The organism is Bacillus sp. FSL W8-1141 (assembly GCF_038593205.1).
In the GTDB taxonomy this organism is placed as follows: domain Bacteria; phylum Bacillota; class Bacilli; order Bacillales; family Bacillaceae; genus Bacillus; species Bacillus altitudinis.
Window position 1 is genome coordinate 491,116 of record NZ_CP151973.1, and the last position, 21,284, is coordinate 512,399.

A 21,284-nucleotide genomic window follows, 5' to 3' on the forward strand; every position below is an offset into this window, starting at 1 on the left:
CTTTTTTAATACTTTCCCCTGCATGACGATATATGTAGTAAGGGGGAATTAGAACATGAAAAAGAAAGCGTTTGCTTCAAGGAGTGTCTTTTTTCAATTGATGTCAGCCATTATCGTTATTACAATTTTAACAGGCGGACTTGTAGGAACAACGGGGTATTTTTTAGCGAAAAATGTCTTAATTGATGCAGGGAAAGCAGATTTAAAACACATCGTAAATGGAGCGATGGCCACTCTTGAACAATTGAACGACCGTGTGGAGAAAAAAGAACTGACGCTTGAACAGGCGCAGGAACAAGCCCGTATTTATTTGAACGGGCCTAAAAATGACGACGGCAAAGGGTACCAATTTCAAAAATCAGATTTCATCTATAAAAATAAAGGCTACCTTGTCGCATATGGAGCCGATTATTCATCACAGGTTCATCCGGTTAACGACATCGGCGTCATCCCAGATAACACGACAAACCGTCAAAAAATGGTCGCTGGCGCTACAGCAAAAGGCGAGGATGCACACTATATCACCTATATGGATAAAGATGATGCCACGGGGGAAGAAAAGCAAAAACTCGCTTATATGAACCAGTTTACACCGTGGAATTGGAGTATAGGAATCGCCGTATTTCAGGATGAATTTTATAAAGAACTAGAGCAGATGAAGCTCTATATTATTCTCATTACAGCAGGTGTCGCTCTTTTAAGTATGGGTGTCTTTTATTTGGCAGCCCGAGGAAAAGTGAGACTGCTCAAGCAAGTTACGGCTGCTTCAAAAGAAATTGCGGCGGGCAATATTGAACGCACCAGCTTAAAAGAAACCTCGGATGAAATTGGGCAGTTGGCAAAAGGCTTTAATCATATGTCAGGAGAGCTTAGAGCACTTGTGAGCGGTTTGCAGGAAACGAGCAGCCAGCTCGTCGAATCTGCGACAGATCTATCCGCCATCTCTGAAGAAACATCTGCCAGCAGTGAAGAAATTGGCCGAGCGATTGGAGATATCTCAACTGGGACACTTCATCAGGCATCAGACCTTGAGGTAGCCAATCAACAAATGACTCAGTTCAATCAATCCATTGAAAACGTCAAAGAACAAAGCGACCAGATCAAACGAATTTCAGACCAGTCGAACCAATCTTCCGAGCAGGGTCAGCAAATTGTCCAGCAATTAAAACAATCAAATGAGCAATCCATTCAGGCATCTCAAGGCATTCGATCAGGGATTGAGCAGTTAAGTACAAAAGTACAAGATATTTCTCAAATCACAGATACCATTGAAAGCATTTCAAATGAAACGAACTTACTGGCCCTGAATGCGAGCATTGAAGCAGCTCGTGCAGGAGAGCATGGCAAAGGATTCTCGGTTGTGGCGAGTGAAGTGCGGAATTTAGCTGAACAGACAAAGCAATCAGCCGTTCAAATCCAGCAGATGATTCAAGGCATTAAAGAAGAAACGACGGCTACAGCTGGCATGATGTCCAAAACAATGGATCGTTTTGCCGAGCTTGATGAAGCGGTTCACGCAACAGAACAAGAATTCAATTCCATCTCTACATCGATTTCACAAACCATCGTTGAAACAAATGCGATGGCAAAAGAGCTGAATACATTACTGGAACAAAACGACCTCATCACAAAAGCGATGCATGGTGCAGCCCATATTTCTCAAGAAAATGCCGCAGCGATTGAAGAAATCACTGCATCTACAGACGAACAAGTCACCGCCATCTCCAATGTGGCGAAGGCAGCAGAAAGGCTCAATGAGCTAAGCATGCGATTGAATCAAGATATTGCACGTTATCGTTTATAAGGTATGGTCAAACGGACGTCGAAAAGTCGATGTCCGTTTTTTTTATTTAGACGACTTTCGTCCGTGTTGCCCGTCGCTTTTGATTTGTTTGGTACGTTCGATAGGCTTTCCAAGCATTGGCACATAAAAGCCCTGTGAGTAAGTAAGATAAGCTATTAAATAAATAGAAGTCCACACACGAAACGACAGCACAGAGGATACCAAAGATGATTTGATCACGATTCTTTGCTGGTGAAGTAGGTGGATCAGTCAACATAAAGAACGCAAGAAACAAGACAGCATTCAAGTAGGGCGTCATAAAAGCAGATGAAGCATCCGTTAAGCCAATGAATCCCAATATGAGGTGGATCAGGCCGTATGCTGCTAGAAAGGCGAAAACTTGCGGGAATTTTTGTACGCGGCTGGTCACCAAATAACCGCCGACCACCACAAGGAATAGGGTCCACCAAGGTAGAAGAGACATACCGCCCCACCAGCTTTGATTGGAAGAAAATAAAATGACTGAGAGCCATAAACCAAACGCAGCTGGATTCAAAATCGGTTTCTTTTGATAAGTGATGACATGCTTAGATAAAATGGCTGCTGCGGCTGTGAAAACAGAAACAGCAAAAGAAGTAGCTGGACTTAGAACAATGCCAATAATCAGCCCTGTGAGAAGAGCTCCATCAGGGAATGTGTGTTTATTGTTTTTCCAAATCACTCTTGAGATGAAAGAGTCAAGAATTAGTGCTGTCCCGATGCTGGTAGCAACTGTAGCGAGACCACTAAGAAAACCAGCGTGCAGACTCCCGGCGGCTAAAAGGACCAAAAGAATGGCGATGACATACCGTTTTGGTGTCCGAATGTAGGTTTTTAGTGAGGGTGATGGTTTCAAAAATGTTTGGTTTGTGATAGGTGCTGGTTGTGATTCCATGAGTGAACCTCCTTCATCTCCGGTGTTACGATCATATCAGCGGTTTGATCTACCATCACGGCAGGTATTTCATGTTCGGCTAAAAATGAATAACCCTCTTCTCGACCTAATAAAAAAGCAGCTGTGGATAGACTATCGGCGAGCATACCAAGTGGTGCAATGACGGTACAGCTTAACAAACTTTGTTCAGACTGTTTCGTTTGAGGGTGTATCAAATGGTGCGTATGAGGATCATAACGACTGATCCGTTCATAGCTTCCAGATGTACAAATCGCACAATTGGTGGTTTGAATGACCGAGATGTTGGTCTGTTTGTGAATGGGATGCCGAATCCCAATTGTCCACTCTTCTTGTTGTTCGTTAAATCCAGATACCAACACATCCCCACCAGCATTCATCATAAAGCCTTCCCATGCTTCAAGCTCTTTTGCGGCAAGATCGCACGCAAATCCCTTTGCAATAGAACCGAAATCCAAAATCAGCGGTTTGTTCAAATAAATCGTCCGATTCTTCTCGTTTAACTGGACGTCACGATAATGAACGGCTACATGTGGAACGTCATGTGATGAAAAAGTTTGTCCTGTCGTATATAAACGATCGAATCCTTTTTGTTCCATGATTTTTCCGATGGTTGGATCATACTTGCCATTTGTTAACTCGGCTAACTCTAGCGCATAGGCTGTTAAATCGAAAAGCATTTCACTGACTAATACCTCTTGCTTTGAACGATTGGCTAACTTCATGACTTCAGAATCAGAGCGGAAACGGCTAAAACGATGCTCGATATCGTAAAAAATGGAAAAGGCACGGTTGATGTCCTCTAAAACAGCCCGTCGATCTTCTTCATAGGCAACCACTTGAATATTGATAACAGTTCCCATAGCCAGCATGGATTTTTGAAAAGTAATGAGTTTTTGTTGTCCTAACCATTTCATCATGGTGTCTCCTCTCTATGCCTTTGCCTGCTCTAAAGCCTGAGCAACGGCTGTTTCAAAATCCTGAGTACTTAATGTTGCGCCGCTCACCGTATCTACATCAGCACTTTGTCTGATGACCACTTCATTGGGTAATGATGAAATGGAGCTTTGTCCGTATCTAGTGTTATCACTCGTAATCTCGACAGAAGTGATATTTCCTTGTTTGATGGTAACAGATACACTGATAGAGCCAATCTCATTTGATCCAGTACCAGAGAAAGTACCATCCGTGAGTTCAGTTTCTGAAGTGGTATCTTCTGTTTGAGTGGCGGTAGTATCTGATGTGAGAGATGTATGATTAGAAGCGTCTGTTTGTGTATTTGATTGTGCTGTCTGAACGGCTTGCGCGTGATGGGTAGTTGCATAACCAGTGATGTATAAGCTGCTGATAGCTGCGGTGCAAAGACTAATCATTTTCTTATTTATTTTTGCCATGATGTATCCTACCTCCTATTACGATCTACTATATAGAAGAAATTTGAACAAACCATGAACAAGAAAAGAACGATTTTAGATAATAGGCAATAAGAATCAAGATATTGCACGTTATCGTTTATCTTTGACTGTGGTTCATTTATCAGGTAGGATGAAATGAATCTAAACCTTGCTCACGCAATCAAAAAGGAGTGTTTCGTCCATGAAAAAGAAAATATTGATGTTCTTACCTTGTGGCTACGGATACTCCACTGCTGTTTTCTTTTAGGATAGACAAAAATTGGTGAAGTCTGTCTACAGGAAGAAAAACACGCAGAAAAATCATAGTGAGTGAGGGATTTACATGGAGAAAATTACGAGAAAAAATCCAGAAAGTATGCCGAAACCCGTTGGCAACTACAGTCATATCACAAGGGTGCCAAAGGGTGCAGGGTTATTTGTGACATCAGGTCAAGTAGGGACAGGAGCGGATGGACAGATCCCATCAAGCTTAAACGACCAAGTCACCAATACGTTTGAAAATATAAAGAGAATCCTTGCATCAGAAGGGTTGAATGAAGAACACGTCATCAAAGTCAATATTTGGGCAACAGAAGAAATTGATTGGGATCATCTATACCCACAGTGGGATGCAATCTTCAAAACGGCATATCCATCAATGACCGTTGCCTATGTGACTGCATTAGGGTGGCCAGAGCTGAAAATCGAAATAGAGCTATGGTGTGCCGATATTTAATCAAAAAAAGAACAGTGCAAACTGTTCTTTTTTTGATGAGTATTTATGAAACAGCTTTGAATCGCTTTGTAATGAATGCACCGAGAAATGCACAGACTGTGTAAATGATGACCCAAATGAGAAAAGATTCATTTCCACCAATAGAGGTGAACATCAGAATCAGACTCGCAACCAGCACAATCAATGTAGGAAACCAAATGTTCTTTAAAAACAATGTGCCGAAAATACCAATCAGCACAGAGATCATAGGTAAACCAAATACAACGAATAAGACAAAAACAGCCATGTTAATTACTCCTTTGAACCAAATCAACTATTTACATAAAAACATACAACAGTGCTGCACCCATATGCGGAAGGGCAAAGATGATGAAAAGAAAAGCCGTATCAAGACGAAACATCCGGTGTTCTTTTGTTTCAGAGTGATAGGCCGCTCGTGCCTCTTCCCCGTTGGTCCATGCACCCATAAGAAATCCAGATGCAACGAACGCAATAATAGAGATTCCACCACTGACGAATCCAATCCATTCATGGTGCTGTAATATGAGCGCCGCACTGCAAATCAACAGCATGGAGCAACCACCAGCAAAAAAAGCATGTTTCTTTCTCATTATGCTTCACTCCTTCAGACAGCTATTAGGAGACCGCATCACATATTTCAATGAAATGTCCATCAGGATCAGACACATAACTGACCGTTTGTCCCCACGGCTTCTTGGCAGGTTCCTTGATGACAGGTACTCCTTTTTCCTTCAAGGATGCAATTGTTTCATTCACATCATCCACAACAAAGCCAATCTCAAACGTTTGTGACGAGCTAACTGCCTCTGGAACAGGCAGACCAAGTGACTCTTTCACATCTTGGCGTGAATTAATCGATAAGGTCACTTCTCCTGTATCAAACTCAACATAGGATTCAACTCTCAATTTAATCGGGAAACCGAGGATATGATGGTAGAACTGAATACTTGCTTCAACATCGTTTACATATAGAATGGTATATTTCATTTTCATGTGGAAAGCTCCTCTCTTCATATACGTGTCAAAACCGGAAAGGTTTCCCACTCATTTTACCACATAGGCAATAAGATTCATTTAATTCCAAAAAAAACAATATTCCTACCTCAATCGTCTTGAAAAACAAAATGTGGTGACATATGATAAAAATGTAAAATGAGAAAAAATAGGGGGGAACTTACATGTTGAAAAAAATCATGGTGGCTGTCATATCTTTCGGTCTTTTACTTAGCTTTACACAAGTTGACACTCACACAGCGGATGCAAAGACAGTCAAGTACAAAAACTGCAAAGCACTCAACAAAGTGTATAAAGGCGGCGTGGCAAAAAGCAAAAATACGAAAAACAAAGGTGGAAAAACGAAGTACAAGCCTTATGTATCAAAAGCACTTTACTTAAAAAATAAACACCTTGACCGTGATAAAGACGGCATCGCATGTGAACGTTAAGAAGAAGAAAAAAGACCTGTCACAAGGTCTTTTTTCTTTGGGATCAAACTCGTCCCTTTGTGCCATCTTCATCTTTATATTAAAATAAAGATAGATTCAAAAAATGATACAAAGTGGGGTACTCAATTTGTCAACACAAGCTGATAAGAAAGACATCCGATTGATTGCCATTGATATGGATGGCACGCTGTTAAACAGTGAGCACGTCATTCCTGAGGAAAATAAACAAGCCATTAAAGAAGCAGAAGCCAAAGGGGTCCATGTGGTGATTAGCACAGGACGTACGCTGATGACATGCCGAGAGCTGGTCGAGCCGCTGAAACTCTCTTCTTATCTTGTCACAGCGAACGGAAGTGAAATTTGGGATTCAAACTTCCAGTTGATTGAACGGGAACTGCTGCATCCCGATCACGTTCAGATGATGTGGGATCTAAAAAACAGATACGAAACCGATTACTGGGCATCTACTGTGGATAAAGTGTGGAGAGGAGAATTCCCAGAACGCATTCATGACCACGAATGGTTGAAATTTGGTTTTGATATTCATGACGATGCTGTTCGTGAGGAAGTCCTCCATACATTGAAAACAAATGGACAGCTAGAAATCACGAATTCCAGTCCAACCAATATCGAAGTCAATGCAGCAGGCATTAACAAAGCGGCAGCTCTTGCAAAAGTAGCAGAACGCATTGGCTGCACAATGGACAACGTCATGTCACTTGGCGACAGTCTGAATGATATGGCGATGATTCAAGAAGCCGGATTAGGCATTGCAATGGGCAATGCACAAGAAGTTGTGAAAGAAGCGGCTGATTGGATTACGGCTCCTAATACAGACCACGGGGTAGCAAAAGCCATCCAACATTGGGTGCTGTCTAAATAAACGAGTAGAAAAAGTGAGAGGACATGACCTCTCGCTTTTTTTGTTTTCTACTAGTTCTATTGTTATATTTTCTGACAATTTCATGTGCAGTCTATTCAAAGTTGGTATAATCAATATAAATTCGAATATTCGGACTTTCTATTCCGCAATTCGGAACGACAAGGAGGGGTCCTATGTATCAAGTGGATATTAACTGTGATTTGGGAGAAAGTTTTGGTCAATACACCATCGGTTCAGATGAACAAATTCTTGAATATGTTACCTCAGCCAATATTGCATGCGGTTTTCATGCGGGAGATCCAACTGTGATGAGAAAGACGGTTAAAATGGCACTGGATAAAGGGGTTCAAATTGGTGCACATCCAGGTCTGCAAGATTTAGTCGGTTTTGGCAGACGTCCAATCGCGATCTCAGCAGAGGAAGCCTATGATCTTGTGATCTATCAAATTGGTGCACTATCAGCTTTTCTGAAAGCAGAAGGCGGCATGATGCAGCACGTCAAACCACATGGCGCCCTTTACAACATGGCGGCTAAAAATACTGAATTATCTGAATCGATTGCGAAGGCTGTGTATGATATTGATCCTAACCTTGTGTTATTTGCGCTGTCAGGCAGTGAACTTGCGTCAGCAGGGGAAAGAATCGGTCTTCAAGTGGCACATGAAGTTTTTTCTGATCGGACGTATCAACCAGACGGGACACTGACATCCCGCCGTGAACCTCATGCACTCATTGAAGAGGATGAAAGGGCGGTTCAGCAGGTCATCCGTATGGTAAGAGAGGGAAAAGTGCGTACAGTGCAAGGGGAAGATGTTCAGCTCAAAGCAGATACGGTATGCATCCACGGGGATGGCAGTCACGCGCTTCAATTTGCAAAAACCATTACAGCGAAGCTAAAAGAAGCCACTATTCAACTCAAGGCCTTTCGATAAATCGTCATCAAAGGGGGAAACAGCATGAAAAGAGAGAAAGCCAAACAGATGAAAGCTCCAAAAGGGAACCGTTCTATGCTGATGGGCGCAGCCTTTTTAATGGCAACGTCAGCCATTGGACCGGGATTTTTAACACAAACAACGGTGTTCACACAGCAGCTCGCAGCTAGCTTTGGGTTTGTCATTTTGATTTCCATTTTGCTAGACATTTTTGCGCAAACAAATGTATGGCGTATCATTGCCGTCTCGGAAAAAAGAGGACAGGACATTGCCAATATGGTTCTGCCGGGGCTCGGATATGTGTTAGCCTGTTTGATTGTCATTGGGGGTCTTGCCTTTAATATTGGAAATATCGCTGGTGCGGGTCTCGGTTTTCAGGTCATATTCGGCGTCGATCCCCGCATAGGGGCTGGGGTCAGTGCAGTCATTGCCATTCTCATTTTTGTCATCAAAGAGGCAGGAAAAGCGATGGACCGATTCACACAAATCGCTGGTTTTGTCATGATTGGTCTGATGCTGTATGTGGCTATTTCCACAGCACCGCCAGTTGGAGAAGCGGTCATGAGAACTTTCGTGCCAGAGAAAATTGACATGTTATCGATTGTCACACTTGTCGGCGGGACAGTTGGTGGCTATATCGTTTTTGCTGGTGGTCATCGTCTGCTGGATGCTGGCATTAAGGGGAAGGAAGCATTGCCGCAAGTGACGAAAAGTTCCATTTTCGGTATTTTGATCACATCCGTAATGCGTGTGGCTTTATTTTTAGCCGTTCTAGGAGTTGTCTCAAAAGGCTTACAGATTGATCCGTCGAACCCGCCTGCGTCTGTTTTTCAATTAGCATCTGGAAATGTTGGATATAAAATGTTCGGGATTATTATGTGGGCTGCTGCCATTACCTCAGTCATTGGAGCAGCATACACCTCCGTTTCCTTCTTTAAAACCTTCTCACCAAAAATCGAGAAAAATCAACGAGGCATTATCGTTGGATTCATTGCGCTCTCGACCATTTGTTTTATAACGATTGGAAGACCTGTGAACATATTGATTTTGGTTGGGGCCATCAATGCATTGATCTTGCCGCTTGCACTCGGAACATTGCTGATTGCTGCCTATAAAAAAGAAATTGTCGGTGATTATCGCCATCCATTCTTTTTGACCGCAACAGGTGCGTTTGTTGTTGTCATCATGGCAATCATGGGCGGATATACCATCATGAATGAAATTCCAAAACTATGGAGCTGATCACATGAAAGCATATCAAACCTATAAGCCGTCACAAATAAGGGAATTGATTCGTAAGCAGAAGATCACAGGACCAACGGCTGGCTTTGCTGAGGGATTTGCGCAAGCCAACTTAATGATCGTCAAAAAAGAGCTGGCCTTCGATTTTCTTTTATTTTGTCAGAGGAATCCGGCTTCGTGTCCTTTGCTTGATGTGCTCGACCCAGGTGATCCAGTGCCAAGGCGTTCAGCACCTGATGCGGATATTCGAACGGATTTCCCTAAATACCGTGTTTACAAAAAAGGGGTTCTTCAAGAAGAGATAACAGATATTTCTTCCTATTGGGAGGATGATATGGTGGGCTTTCTCATCGGATGCAGCTTTACGTTTGAGCATGCACTCATGCTGAATGACATTCCTGTCCGCCATATTGAAAATGGACATAATGTCCCAATGTATCAAACGAACATTTCATGTGAAAGGGCAGGTGTATTCCATGGTCCGATGGTTGTCAGCATGAGGCCGATCCCAGCGCATCAAGTCACAAGAAGTGTTCAGGTGACGTCTAGATTCCCATCGGTACATGGCGGTCCTATCCATATAGGTGATCCAGCTGTGATTGGCATAGAACATGTAGATCAACCAGACTTTGGAGAGCCATCTGTGATCAAAGAAGGGGAAGTTCCGGTGTTTTGGGCATGTGGTGTGACGCCGCAAGCCATCGTCATGCACACTAAGCCAGACATTGCGATCACCCATGCACCCGGTCATATGTTTATCACAGATGTAAGAGATCAAAAGCTCGGTGTCCTGTAGAAAGAGAGGTGTCATAAGAGTGACATTTTCAACGATAAAAGATACGATCACGTTCCACCCGCTAGGAGACGCAGCCATTGTCATCCAAGCCGGGACTGATATAAGTGAAGACATTCATGAGCGTGTGAAGCAGCTGTTTTCATGTATTGAACAGCATCCATTTGAAGGATATGTGGAAGCTGTTCAAGCTTTTACAAACGTGACCGTCTTTTATGAGCCCTATAAGGTGTATCAATCTGCTCAGCTTAAGCAACGTGCGATCTCTCCGTATGAATGGGTCAAAGACTATATTGAAAACCTCCTTGAAGACAACTGGCAGGAGGGGAATCAGGCAAAGCGCCGGATCGTCGACATTCCTGTATGTTATGGAGGAGAGCTCGGTCCTGACTTAGAAGAAGTCGCCCGTATCAATGATTTGACGCCTGAAGAAGTTGTACGCATTCACACCTCCGGGACGTATCTTGTCTATATGATTGGGTTTGCTCCTGGGTTCCCGTTTTTAGGCGGACTTTCTGAAAAAATTGCAGCTCCGCGCAGACAAACACCAAGAATGTCGATTCCAAAAGGATCTGTGGGTATTGCGGGGAAGCAGACAGGGGTTTATCCGATATCTACACCCGGAGGCTGGCAGCTCATTGGACAAACCCCTTTGTCCTTATTTCGGCCGAATGCTGAGAGACCTAGTCTACTAAAGGCAGGGGACGAGGTTCGATTTGTTCAACTGTCTGAAAAGGAATTTTTCAGCATGAAGGAGGAAGATCGTTGAGTATGCATGTCATCAAGCCAGGAATGTTCACCACCATTCAAGATAAAGGGAGAATAGGCTATCAGAAGTACGGTGTGTTAACGAGCGGCGGCATGGACCCGCTCTCGCTCCGAATCGCCAACATCCTCACCGGGAATCAAGAAAACGAAGCGGTGCTGGAAATCACTTTAATGGGGCCCGGCCCAGTGTTGACATGTCAGAAGGATCAGCTGATTGCCTTGACCGGTGCTGATGTGGAGATTGAGATTGACGGGGAACAAGCGCCTCTATGGAAACCACTCTTCATTCGAGCAGGAAGCACGATCACCTTTGGCCCTTGTAAGAGGGGATGCCGCTCCTACCTCGCTGTAGCCGGTGGATTTGATGTTGAGCCGGTGATGAAAAGTAAAAGTACGTATGTCAGAGCGAAGATAGGCGGGATAGAAGGGCGTCCGCTAGAAAAAGGAGACGTCCTGCCAATTGGAGAACCGTCACCACTGGCGGAGCGCCTCGTTCACATGTTAAAAAGCAAAGGGGAACGTGCGCCAGACTGGACAGTCAATCATGCGCATTTTTTGCCTCTCGGAAAATCACCAGTCATTCGGGTGCTGGCAGGCAGACATTTATCTCATTTTCAGGAAGAATCGCAGCAAGCTTTTTTCGAACGGTCTTATCAGGTCACTCCCCAATCTGATCGTATGGGATGCAGATTGAAAGGGGAACCGATTCGTTTAAAGCAAAAACTTGAATTGATTTCAGAAGCGGTTGCTTTTGGCTCTATTCAAATTCCTCCTGACGGCCAGCCGATTATTCTGCTCGCAGATCGTCAAACGACAGGTGGATATCCCCGTATTGGTGAGGTGGCAACAGTCGATTTGCCGCTCATTGCGCAGGCGATGCCTGGAGCGAATCTCACGTTTCAACAAATTGGCCGCCAAGAAGCAGAGCAAGCCTTATTCACACAAGAAGCAGAGATGAAGGACCTGACGGCAAGATTAAAACTCGAAGCATTTTCGTTTTAGAAAAGGTGAGAAACATGCAGAACACAAATAAAACCGTTGTGAAATCAATGGAGATATTACGGCTTTTTATCACTCGCGAACAATTAACGTTAAATGACATGATTGAGCTCTCGAACATGCCCAAAACATCTGTACACCGAATGGCCAACTCGTTAGCCGATATGGGGTTATTAGAAAAGCATCCTTCAGGTGTTTACCGATTAGGATTGATGTTCCTTGAATACGGTCAGCTTGTCGCAGACCGCCTTGATATCCGTAGAATTGCAAGGCCCTTTATGGAAAACTTGCGTGATGAGGTAGGTGAGGCTGTTCAGCTCATTATTCGTGAAGGGGATGAAGCCATTTATGTGGAGAAAATGGAAGGAACGCAGCCTGTCCGGCTCTATACCGCTGTCGGGAGAAGATCGCCATTATATGCGGGAGCCTGTGCGAGAAGTATTCTCTCCTTTTTGCCAGAGGAAGAGAGACTTGCCTATATTGATTCGGTAGAGCTCGGGAAAATCGGGATCGGAACCATTACCGATAAAGATGTCCTGCGAAACATGATCGAAGAATCAAACAGGCGTGGATATACGTTAAGCTATTCAGAACTTGAAAACTATACTGCGGCTATTGGAGCGCCCATTTTCAATCATCATGGAGAGGTGGCAGCAGGCATTAGTATTGCAGGGTTTGAGGCAGGCTATCAAAAGGAACGGCTTCCTTATTTAATTGAGCAGGTCAAAAAAGCGGCCAGCGGCATTTCAAAAGAATTAGGTTTTACAACTGAACAAATAAAAAGCCAATGATCGTTAAGATCATTGGCTTTTTGCGTGTTCATGATTAGAAAGTTTTACCTAAAGCTTTTGCACGTTCGATCGCATCTGCTTTAATTTGTTCTGCTTTTGCAGGCTCAGCATTGTGACCTTCAACAATAAGACCTTCGAAAGAAGGAATACCGAAGAAGTTTGCAATTGTTCCAAGGTAACGGTGACCTGCTTCTAGTTCAGCAGCAGGACCTTCAGTGTAGTATCCGCCACGTGCTTGGATGTGTAGCGCTTTTTTGTCTGTTAGTAATCCAACAGGACCTTGCTCAGTGTATTTGAATGTTTTACCAGCTACAGCAACAGAGTCGATGTATGCTTTAAGAACAGGTGGGAATGAGAAGTTCCAAAGTGGTGAAACAAATACGTATTTGTCAGCAGAAACGAATTGATCGCTTAATTCGTTTAGGCGAGCAACTTTCGCTTGCTCTTCAGCTGAAAGTGTATCGAAGCCAGCACCAGATTGAAGCTTGCCCCATCCAGCGAATACATCTGCATCAATGTGAGGAATGTTTTCTTTGTACAAATCAATATGTACAACCTCGTCACTTGGATTTGCTTCCTTATAAGATTCGATAAATGCTTTAGCAGTAGCCATACTGTAAGAAACTGTTTCATCATGCGGATGTGCAGTGATGTATAAAACTTTTGCCATGTTCATTCAATCCTTCCTGTTTCAATGATTTTTTTAGTGTATCCCAAAGATACACTGAATATGTGGCATCTTTAATCATATTGGAATGCTATGAAAAAGATGTAACAAGCACAGTTACATAAAAACTGATATTTTTATTGTAATCACTATATAGTTTGAAGTCAAGGTATAAAGTCTTGAAATCAAGATAAAAAGTTTGTAAATTTTTCTGAAACGCTTCAAGTCTGCGATTTAAGCAAAAAAACCCTACTCCCATTGAACAAAAAATGGATCGATATCGCAAGTAAAGTGTTTGTAAATGCGACTCATCCTGCGTTTTTGAAAAAAAGGTGGATGCCTTTAAGCCATCTGCTACAAGCATTTGCTCTTCTTTTTCGTATATATAAGAGAAGGCAGGAGAGAGTGAGGGATAAGAGTGGGACGATCCTATGTTGCGATTGGAGATTCCTTAACGGTTGGGGTGGGGGCACGTTTATTTGGCGGCGGTTTTACGGAGCGATATGCGGCGAAGCTTGAAAAGAAGTTGCATATACCGGTGAAACTGTCCGTATTTGCGAAATCAGGGTTAACAACGGAAGAGATCTTGCAGCTTTTTCAGCGGTCTGATGTAAGGCGGGCGATTGCTCATGCTGACATCATCACCATCACAGGCTGCGGGAATGATCTTGTTCAAGCTGTTCTGCAGTATGAAAAAGGTGAAGATGAAAAGAAACTGCTGCAAGCGTCTATGCATTGTCAGGCGAATTTTAGCAAAATGGTTCAAGAAATCGCCCTGATAAAAAGAGGGCAGCATCAACCATACTGCGTATATTTATTGAATTTATATAATCCTTTTCCTGAGATTCCGATCGCCGAGAGATGGCTGAAGCAATACAACCATCACCTTCGCCAGCTTGCTGCGAATCCACATGTAGAAGTGGTGGATATTTACGGTGTATTTGAAGGTCATCAAAGCGCATACTTATCGATTGATCAATTTCATCCGAACCACAAAGGATATGAAGCAATGGCAGAAGCGCTGTTTCAACAATCCGCTAAGCAACTGTGATCCCGCGGGATTACAGTTTTTTTCATTCTTTTAAATGAAGGGCTGTTTCGATATGATAAAAGAAACAAAGACAAAAGAGGTGGATGCATGCAGGAGATGAGTGCGTATTTTCATGAATTGAAAGGAACAGCTTATGAGGTAGGAAAGCAGCAGGCTATTTGGCTGAAGGAACGCCCTTTGCTTAAGAAACAATACATTCAATCAGAACCGTTATCAAAAGAGGCTGTGAAGGAAACAAAGCAGCTGATTCGACCGTTTCTTCCTCAGTTAGAAGAAGAGCTCTCGGGATTTTGTGATGAAATGCAAATAGATGAAAGCGATTTGACCTTTTTCTATTCTTCGCATCTTCAGCCAGGCTGTTCCCATTGTGTGATGCAGGGGAATGAGGCTGCCAATCAACAGACGGTGATGCTGCGCAACTATGATTTTTCTCCGCTGTTTGATGATATGCGTCTTGTATCTACGCATGTGAAGGGCTCAGCAGTCCATACAGGCTCATCATTAATCTTATTTGGTCGATCGGATGGGATGAATGAGCATGGTCTATCGGTAACATTTTCTGCATGCGGTCCGCCTGTTGGCAACGAACCAGGCTTAAAGCCGCCGGCTGTTGCTGGCTTGCAAGTATATCATGTCATTCGTGCTGTGCTAGAGTCCTGTAAAACGGTGGAGGATGCCGTCCGTTTGGTACAGGAAATGCCCGTCGCGTCTAATGTTCACCTCATGCTTGCTGACCGGAAGGGAGAGGCGGCTGTGATTGAAATGATTGATGGGCAAAAAAAGGTGAGAAGGCCGGAGCGTGGATTTATTGCGGCTACGAACCATCCGCTCGCTGATCACACGGCAAAAGGGTTGACGAAACATCATTCTGTTGTCAGGTACGACATGTTAATTCAAGCTTTAGAAGAACAGCCGTCAAGCGAGTCTCTGACGGAACTATTTCAGGCAGAATACCCTGCTGGTCTGACTGTGCACAATTATGAAGAGCTGTTTGGGACGATGCGAACCGTCATGTTTCGGCCGGAGGAAGGGACGATGGAGTATTGCTTTGGCTCTCCCGTCTATAATCCTACCTATTCATTAAAGGTCGGGGGCACACTGCCATTTCATGAACAAACGATTCAATTTCATCAAAAGGATTATGGACCTTCCTTTTGGAGAAACGTGTGAGTCTTTCATTTTGTCACAGCCTGTGTGCCAAATTTAGATCAACTTCAGGTTGCATCGATCAGTGAAAGCGTTTTATATTAAAGTGTGACAATAGACCTATTTAAGCAGAAGGAGGCATTTCATGTACATAACGGCACGAGAACAGAAAGTGATCAAATATATGATTCAGCAAAATCGTTATGTCACCATTCGTGAGATCGCCGATTCTGTCCAGGTAAGTACAAGAACCATTCATAGAGAACTTAAATCCATTAAACCTATTTTAAAGAATTACAACCTATCACTTGATAAACAGCCGGGGAAGGGCTTGAAGGCGGTCGGTGAACAGGAAGACAAACAGCGGCTTCTGTCTCATATTTCAAATGAAGATCAAATTGAATATAGTTCTGATGAACGGAAGCTCTTAATCCTGTGTGCCCTGCTCGAAGCAAAAGAACCGGTGAAATTATATACACTTGCAGCCGACTTGCAGGTCACAAATGCGACCATCAGCTACGACTTAGATGAACTGACGGACTGGATCGCTCCTTACGGTTTACTGCTTATCCGCAAGCGTGGGTACGGCATTGAATTAAAAGGACCGGAGGAAGCCAAACGAAAAATTGTCGGGAACCTGATTGTTGACCGTCTCGACATTCAATTATTTCTCGAAACGATTGAGATGAATATTAAACATCGAACGAAAGCGACTGAAAAGGTGTTTGGGGTAGTCAGTCGAGGACAGCTGCTCAAGGTAGAAAGGCTGCTCTTTCATTTGAAAAACAGACTCTCTCTCTCTTTGTCAGATAGTGCCTATATTGCACTTGTCGTTCACTTAACCTATGCCATTGAACGCATTCAAATCGGTGAAACCATTCGGATGGAAGAGGAAGAATTGCTTGAATTAAAGCGGACGAAGGAATTTGAATCTTCACTCAGAATCGCGCGAGCATTAGAACGCATGTTTAATGTAGAGATTCCTGAAGCTGAAGTTGGATACATGACCATCCATTTGCGCAGTGCAAATCGAAGCTTTACGGCAGAATACCGCATTGATGAGATTGAGTTAGATATCGCGCTGAGAACGAAGAAACTCATTGACTTTATTTCTCATAAAACAGGCTATCATTTAAATGAAAACGATTCATTGTATGAGGGACTCGTGTCTCATCTTGAACCAGCTATGAACCGATTAAAAGAAAAGATGCGGATTTATAATCCGCTCACACAACAAATAAAAAAAGACTACTTCTTGCTGTTCATGGCGATTGAAGAAGGTGTGGAGCGCTTCTTTCCTGAGATCGAATTTCCAGAGGATGAAATTGCCTTTATCGTGCTTCATTTTGGTTCGGTGCTTGAAATTAAAAAAGAAGAAACCAAGATTCATGCATTGGTCGTTTGCTCAAGCGGTATCGGTTCGTCAAAAATGCTCGCATCACGATTAAAAAAAGAATTGCCTGAGATCGCCAAATTCGATCTATCTTCCTTAATGGAGCTAAAGGAAATCGACGCTGCAAGCTATGACATGATCGTATCAACCGTGCCGATCCCCTACGAGCATATTGATTACATTATGGTCAGCCCGCTCTTAAACGAGGATGACGCGGTGCGGGTCAAGTCTCATATTAAACGAAAAATTCCTTATCTGATTGAGAAAAAAAGAGCGCAGGAATCTGCAAAAGAATCGGTGGAGGAAACGGTTGATATGATAGGAATGGCAGAGCAAATCACGAATTATATGTCAGTGATTCGCAGTATCTTGTCCCATTTTACAATCGAAAAAAAGAAGACGACGGAGCAGCATGAGTCAACAATGAGAGAGCTGATGCGTCAGGTTGAAAGTCAAGGCTATTTAGAACGTGCAGACGAAGTGACAGCCGGTTTGCTTGAGCGTGAGCAGCAAGGTGGTTTAGGCATTCCAGGAACCGAGTTTGCTCTTTTTCACTTAAAGCATGATCTCATTAAGAAACCGGTCTTTCATATCTATGATCTTGATGAGGCATACGAGATCAAAAGCATGGATGGCGGGCAGCAGCTCATGTCCAGAATGCTCCTCATGCTGGCGCCGCTAGAGCTTGGCAAAGAAGGGTCTGAAATGTTTAGCCTGATCAGTTCATCCATCATTGAAAGCGAAGAAAGCATGGCACTTTATGGACAAGGAACAAAGGAAGAGATTGAACAGAAATTACATCAACTTTTTTATCAATTTGTCAAAGAGGCAAAATGGTAAGAAAAAAGCCGAGAGCTTATTCGCTTCTCGGCTTTTTTGCTGTGACACAGACAGCGAGGGTGGGACGAATCTCCTCATATTCAACAGAAAACTGATCAAATCCAGCAAATTCTAAATCATTGAGGATGCTTTCGCTCATTTCTTTTGTTCGATTGGCGTCCGCTCCTTTTTCTCTTGGTTGCATCACAATGACGAGTGTTCCGCCCGGCTTCAAGGTGTGATAAAGGTTGAGTGCGCCAGCCTTTGGGTCATCCCAAATCGTATAATTGTTAACAGAAAGTACTTTGTCATACTGATCCGCCGGCAGGCGTGTTTTTTCAATTTTCCCGACATACAGCCGGACCTGCTTCTCTTTGGATCGTTTCTTTATACGCGAATGCGCCTGTTCCTTCATAGTTGAAGAAGCATCTAGTCCATCAATGTGAAGATCGTCATAATGCTTGAGCATATGTTTGATGCTATAGCCGGGGCCATAGCCTATTTCCAATATGTTTTCACCATCTGATAAATCTAAATGCTGGATCGCCCATTGATTCAGTGCCTTATTTTCATTTGCCATAATAAAACCTGCGATGCTTCCGAGCCAGCCTTTTGGTCTGCTAAAGGTTTTAGAAATGGTTGACAGCATGTGAGAACGCTCCTTTTTTATGTTTATGTAACCGATTTTTCCCATCCTGAAACCTGTCAGTTTTCAAAACGCATCGATGACGCATAGGGATGTTTGAGTGAAAAAATGAAGTGGTAATGAAAGGATACATCAACAAATCAAGGAGGAGCTTACACATGGATTTACGTGAATACTTAACAAATGGCATTCCGCGCCAAACGCAGGATCAGCAGCCGGGCAGTGAAAGAGAAATGAATCCTGCGCCGATCTATGAGGATGAATCGTATAAAGGGTCTGGTAAGCTAAAAGGAAAAGTAGCGCTGATTACAGGTGGAGACAGCGGAATTGGACGTGCCGTTTCTGTTGCGTATGCCAAAGAAGGAGCTCATGTCGCGATCGTATACTTAAATGAACATGAGGATGCAGAGGATACGCAAAAACGTGTAGAACAGGAAGGCGTCAAATGTTTAACAATTGCAGGGGATGTCGGGGACGAAGCCTTTTGTGAGAAAGCGGTAGAAAAGACAGTTGAAGCCTTTGGACAGCTGGACATCTTAGTCAATAATGCGGCCGAACAGCATCCGAAAGAACGTATTCAAGATATTTCTAGTGAACAGCTTCACCAAACCTTTAGAACCAATTTCTATTCCTATTTTTATTTTACGAAGAAGGCACTCGATTACTTAAAACCGGGAAGTTCCATTATTAATACAACATCTATTAACCCGTATCGAGGCAACAAAGTGCTCATTGATTATACAGCGACAAAAGGGGCCATCAACGGCTTTACTCGTTCTATGGCACAGTCGCTTGTGAAAGATGGAATTCGGGTGAACGGTGTAGCACCCGGTCCAATTTGGACGCCGCTCATTCCATCTACATTTGATGAAGACAGTGTCGAAAGCTTCGGTGCCGAGACGCCAATGGGAAGACCAGGACAGCCTGTGGAGCATGTAGGCTGCTATGTACTGCTTGCTTCGGACGAATCGTCTTATATGACGGGACAGACACTTCATGTCAACGGCGGTTCCTTTATGAATACATGATCAATAGCACGCCGCCCAGATTTAATTGGGCGGTGTGTTTAGTATTTCTTCCGATTCTTCTGTACAGATGAGACAGACCATATGATAATGCCCACAACAACCGCTGCAATAACAAGCGAACTCAAATGGAACATCGTTTCATGATGCATATTCAACTACTTCCCCTTTCAATGTATCCGTTTTTTATAGCATCAGCTAGAAGATGTCTTTTTATGAAAAACACATTTCTTTGTTTAATGAATGGATTGTCGTGGAAACCTAAGAGTACGGATGACATTTTGAAGGAGTGAAGATACATGTCACAAGAAGAGTTAAAACAAAAGGTAATGAATTTATTAGACGAACAAAAAGTGGGAACATTGGCGACTGTTGAACAAGATAAGCCGCATACCCGCTATATGACTTTTTTTCATGAAGGGCTGACATTATATACACCAACAAGCAAAGAAACACATAAAGCGGATGAGATTGAAAAAAATCCGAATGTTCATATTCTCATTGGTTATTCAGGTGAAGGATTTGGGGACACATATGCAGAAATTGCAGGTAAAGCCACATTAACTGATGATCCAGAACTGATCGACCGCCTTTGGTCTGATGAGATGGAGAAATGGTTTAAAGGAAAAGATGATCCAAACCTAGTGATCCTTAAGATTGACCCAACCTCCATTCGTTATATGAACGAAGGAAACCGGACACCAGCAGAATTATCACTTTAACACTTGCGTAATTTGGGGGAACGTGTTATAGTTTTATATTAAGTGTTGAAATAGCAAATAAATAAAGAAAGTAAACTTTCTTTTTTCTATGACATAATGAGAAGCAATAGAGCTTCTACTTGATAAGAACGAGACGCTGTCAAAGCGAACAAACTTATTCTTTTCCTTCTGCAACCGCCCCCTATAAAAGCGGAAGAATGGAAAAAAGACGTTTTGATTTACAATTCACACTGGCACGGCTTCGGAGCCGTAAGGACGAATGAGAGGTAGGGCTTTCGTTGTCTTGTTATCCAGAACTTCCATGGCGTTTACTTTCAAACGTAGGTTCACTCGGAACACATATGACACACTGATATGATCGAATCTTAATTCATACACTCCGTGACGGAGATTAAACATTGATTATTTATTTGCATGAAAAGAGTAAGAAACGGGCTGCCATCTATTTGGCAGCCTTTTTACGTTTTAAACAATAAAATAGGAAAAAGGAAGATAAAAGCGGACACCGTCCGCATGATATCTCCTTCAAAAAGATCCGCCGCCAACAATAGAACAACGAACACTCATCGACAGAAAGAGGAAATGCTTCATCATTACTCACTTCGCCCTTTCTTCTGATACCTCCAAATCCGGCCAATAAAAAAGAACATCACCGTAAACAAAATAGAGAAGATCAACATGTCCAGCAGTGTCACGCCTCTATCTGGATGCACAACCCCAAACCAAACCCATTGAAGAACAAAAGAGATAGCAAAATAAAAGATGGATTCTTTCATGAAATTCTCCTTTTTACTTGTTTTTTTGACTGTTTAGCCACACCATCCAGATGAAAAAGGAACAAATGGCGCATGCGAGCAAAGTGACAGGCGGCAAGGTGTGCCAGCTAGTCAGCCCCTTTACAAAGCACATATAAAAAAAGAAAATGGTAATAGATACGAGCACCCCTTGCTTGAACCAACGGGGAACACGCAGCCAAGCCGCTAGAATGATCGATGATAGCTTATCCATTGAGATAACATCCTTTTTTTGAATCTGATTGGATTTTATCGTAAATAATCAAATATGTAAAATATGGA

25 protein-coding genes are annotated in these 21,284 nt (G+C 43.0%); 15 read left to right on the forward strand and 10 right to left on the reverse strand.

Going from position 1 to position 21,284, the window contains the following annotated elements; translation table 11 throughout:
- Positions 1–55 precede the first annotated feature (55 nt).
- Entirely contained in the window at positions 56–1,804 is a 1,749-nt protein-coding gene (locus tag NSQ52_RS02350) for a cache domain-containing protein (RefSeq protein WP_160758166.1), read from the forward strand.
- 46 nt (positions 1,805–1,850) lie between these two features.
- Here the strand turns inward: NSQ52_RS02350 and NSQ52_RS02355 are convergent, their stop codons facing one another.
- The 3 genes from NSQ52_RS02355 to NSQ52_RS02365 are packed head-to-tail and all read right to left on the reverse strand — an operon-like array spanning position 1,851 to position 4,129.
- Positions 1,851–2,717, reverse strand: coding sequence for an RnfABCDGE type electron transport complex subunit D (locus NSQ52_RS02355; protein ID WP_342473882.1), 867 nt, complete (start codon positions 2,715–2,717; stop codon positions 1,851–1,853).
- Positions 2,675–3,652 (reverse strand): FAD:protein FMN transferase, encoded by a 978-nt coding sequence (locus tag NSQ52_RS02360; protein WP_342473883.1) that lies wholly within the window; start codon positions 3,650–3,652, stop codon positions 2,675–2,677. Before NSQ52_RS02360 ends, NSQ52_RS02355 begins: the two co-directional genes overlap by 43 nt.
- Positions 3,653–3,667: 15 nt before the next feature.
- On the reverse strand, positions 3,668–4,129 hold the full coding sequence (locus NSQ52_RS02365; RefSeq protein WP_072367902.1) for an FMN-binding protein: 462 nt from the start codon (positions 4,127–4,129) through the stop codon (positions 3,668–3,670).
- Between the two features lie 343 nt (positions 4,130–4,472).
- Between NSQ52_RS02365 and NSQ52_RS02370 the strand changes: the two genes are divergently transcribed.
- Entirely contained in the window at positions 4,473–4,865 is a 393-nt protein-coding gene (locus tag NSQ52_RS02370; RefSeq protein ID WP_007498112.1) for a RidA family protein, read from the forward strand.
- 43 nt (positions 4,866–4,908) lie between these two features.
- Here the strand turns inward: NSQ52_RS02370 and NSQ52_RS02375 are convergent, their stop codons facing one another.
- Genes NSQ52_RS02375 through NSQ52_RS02385 form a run of 3 tightly spaced genes read right to left on the reverse strand, consistent with a single transcriptional unit; the run spans position 4,909 to position 5,879 of the window.
- On the reverse strand, positions 4,909–5,151 hold the full coding sequence (locus NSQ52_RS02375) for a DUF2651 family protein (RefSeq protein ID WP_342473884.1): 243 nt from the start codon (positions 5,149–5,151) through the stop codon (positions 4,909–4,911).
- Between the two features lie 31 nt (positions 5,152–5,182).
- Positions 5,183–5,476, reverse strand: coding sequence for a DUF5316 family protein (locus NSQ52_RS02380; RefSeq protein ID WP_058336800.1), 294 nt, complete (start codon positions 5,474–5,476; stop codon positions 5,183–5,185).
- Between the two features lie 25 nt (positions 5,477–5,501).
- Complete coding sequence (locus NSQ52_RS02385) at positions 5,502–5,879, reverse strand: VOC family protein (RefSeq protein ID WP_058336799.1); 378 nt, start codon at positions 5,877–5,879, stop codon at positions 5,502–5,504.
- 185 nt (positions 5,880–6,064) lie between these two features.
- Between NSQ52_RS02385 and NSQ52_RS02390 the strand changes: the two genes are divergently transcribed.
- The 8 genes from NSQ52_RS02390 (at position 6,065) to NSQ52_RS02425 (ending at position 12,739) form a co-directional block, all read left to right on the forward strand.
- Entirely contained in the window at positions 6,065–6,331 is a 267-nt protein-coding gene (locus NSQ52_RS02390; RefSeq protein ID WP_080964896.1) for an excalibur calcium-binding domain-containing protein, read from the forward strand.
- Between the two features lie 127 nt (positions 6,332–6,458).
- Positions 6,459–7,214: a Cof-type HAD-IIB family hydrolase gene (locus NSQ52_RS02395; protein WP_039166186.1), complete on the forward strand. Its 756-nt coding sequence runs from the start codon at positions 6,459–6,461 to the stop codon at positions 7,212–7,214.
- Between the two features lie 173 nt (positions 7,215–7,387).
- Positions 7,388–8,146 (forward strand): 5-oxoprolinase subunit PxpA, encoded by a 759-nt coding sequence (locus tag NSQ52_RS02400; RefSeq protein WP_007498099.1) that lies wholly within the window; start codon positions 7,388–7,390, stop codon positions 8,144–8,146.
- 24 nt (positions 8,147–8,170) lie between these two features.
- Positions 8,171–9,388, forward strand: coding sequence for an NRAMP family divalent metal transporter (locus tag NSQ52_RS02405; RefSeq protein WP_007498097.1), 1,218 nt, complete (start codon positions 8,171–8,173; stop codon positions 9,386–9,388).
- A 4-nt stretch (positions 9,389–9,392) separates the two neighbouring features.
- Positions 9,393–10,184, forward strand: coding sequence for a putative hydro-lyase (locus NSQ52_RS02410; protein WP_144679586.1), 792 nt, complete (start codon positions 9,393–9,395; stop codon positions 10,182–10,184).
- Between the two features lie 19 nt (positions 10,185–10,203).
- Entirely contained in the window at positions 10,204–10,950 is a 747-nt protein-coding gene (pxpB, locus tag NSQ52_RS02415; RefSeq protein WP_144679584.1) for a 5-oxoprolinase subunit PxpB, read from the forward strand.
- Entirely contained in the window at positions 10,947–11,951 is a 1,005-nt protein-coding gene (locus tag NSQ52_RS02420) for a biotin-dependent carboxyltransferase family protein (protein ID WP_159145420.1), read from the forward strand. The genes pxpB and NSQ52_RS02420 overlap by 4 nt, the downstream gene beginning before the upstream one ends.
- 14 nt (positions 11,952–11,965) lie before the next feature.
- Positions 11,966–12,739, forward strand: a complete 774-nt coding sequence (locus NSQ52_RS02425; protein WP_096881018.1) for an IclR family transcriptional regulator — start codon at positions 11,966–11,968, stop codon at positions 12,737–12,739.
- Positions 12,740–12,773: 34 nt separating this feature from the next.
- Here NSQ52_RS02425 and NSQ52_RS02430 read toward each other — a convergent pair whose 3' ends face one another.
- Positions 12,774–13,409: an FMN-dependent NADH-azoreductase gene (locus NSQ52_RS02430; RefSeq protein WP_024720223.1), complete on the reverse strand. Its 636-nt coding sequence runs from the start codon at positions 13,407–13,409 to the stop codon at positions 12,774–12,776.
- 415 nt (positions 13,410–13,824) lie between these two features.
- On the opposite strand from NSQ52_RS02430, the gene NSQ52_RS02435 reads away from it, so the two are divergent.
- The 3 genes from NSQ52_RS02435 (at position 13,825) to NSQ52_RS02445 (ending at position 17,836) form a co-directional block, all read left to right on the forward strand.
- Positions 13,825–14,457: a GDSL-type esterase/lipase family protein gene (locus tag NSQ52_RS02435; RefSeq protein WP_251211005.1), complete on the forward strand. Its 633-nt coding sequence runs from the start codon at positions 13,825–13,827 to the stop codon at positions 14,455–14,457.
- Positions 14,458–14,544: 87 nt separating this feature from the next.
- The gene (locus NSQ52_RS02440) at positions 14,545–15,627 is read left to right on the forward strand and encodes a C45 family peptidase (RefSeq protein WP_135010103.1); all 1,083 of its coding nucleotides are present in this window, start codon (positions 14,545–14,547) and stop codon (positions 15,625–15,627) included.
- Between the two features lie 121 nt (positions 15,628–15,748).
- Positions 15,749–17,836: a BglG family transcription antiterminator gene (locus NSQ52_RS02445; RefSeq protein WP_008347174.1), complete on the forward strand. Its 2,088-nt coding sequence runs from the start codon at positions 15,749–15,751 to the stop codon at positions 17,834–17,836.
- A gap of 16 nt (positions 17,837–17,852) precedes the next feature.
- Here the strand turns inward: NSQ52_RS02445 and NSQ52_RS02450 are convergent, their stop codons facing one another.
- Positions 17,853–18,464: a class I SAM-dependent methyltransferase gene (locus NSQ52_RS02450; protein ID WP_138825095.1), complete on the reverse strand. Its 612-nt coding sequence runs from the start codon at positions 18,462–18,464 to the stop codon at positions 17,853–17,855.
- Positions 18,465–18,619: 155 nt separating this feature from the next.
- Between NSQ52_RS02450 and NSQ52_RS02455 the strand changes: the two genes are divergently transcribed.
- Both NSQ52_RS02455 and NSQ52_RS02460 read left to right on the forward strand, forming a co-directional pair.
- On the forward strand, positions 18,620–19,489 hold the full coding sequence (locus NSQ52_RS02455; protein WP_024720227.1) for an SDR family oxidoreductase: 870 nt from the start codon (positions 18,620–18,622) through the stop codon (positions 19,487–19,489).
- Positions 19,490–19,785: 296 nt separating this feature from the next.
- Positions 19,786–20,208, forward strand: a complete 423-nt coding sequence (locus NSQ52_RS02460; protein ID WP_008347166.1) for a pyridoxamine 5'-phosphate oxidase family protein — start codon at positions 19,786–19,788, stop codon at positions 20,206–20,208.
- A gap of 593 nt (positions 20,209–20,801) precedes the next feature.
- Here the strand turns inward: NSQ52_RS02460 and NSQ52_RS02465 are convergent.
- Together NSQ52_RS02465 and NSQ52_RS02470 are read right to left on the reverse strand one after the other, a co-directional pair.
- Positions 20,802–20,984 carry a hypothetical protein gene (locus NSQ52_RS02465; RefSeq protein WP_008347162.1) on the reverse strand — a complete coding sequence of 61 codons (183 nt, stop codon included), beginning with the start codon at positions 20,982–20,984 and terminating at the stop codon, positions 20,802–20,804.
- A gap of 13 nt (positions 20,985–20,997) precedes the next feature.
- On the reverse strand, positions 20,998–21,216 hold the full coding sequence (locus NSQ52_RS02470; RefSeq protein ID WP_035390420.1) for a hypothetical protein: 219 nt from the start codon (positions 21,214–21,216) through the stop codon (positions 20,998–21,000).
- Positions 21,217–21,284: the final 68 nt, after the last annotated feature.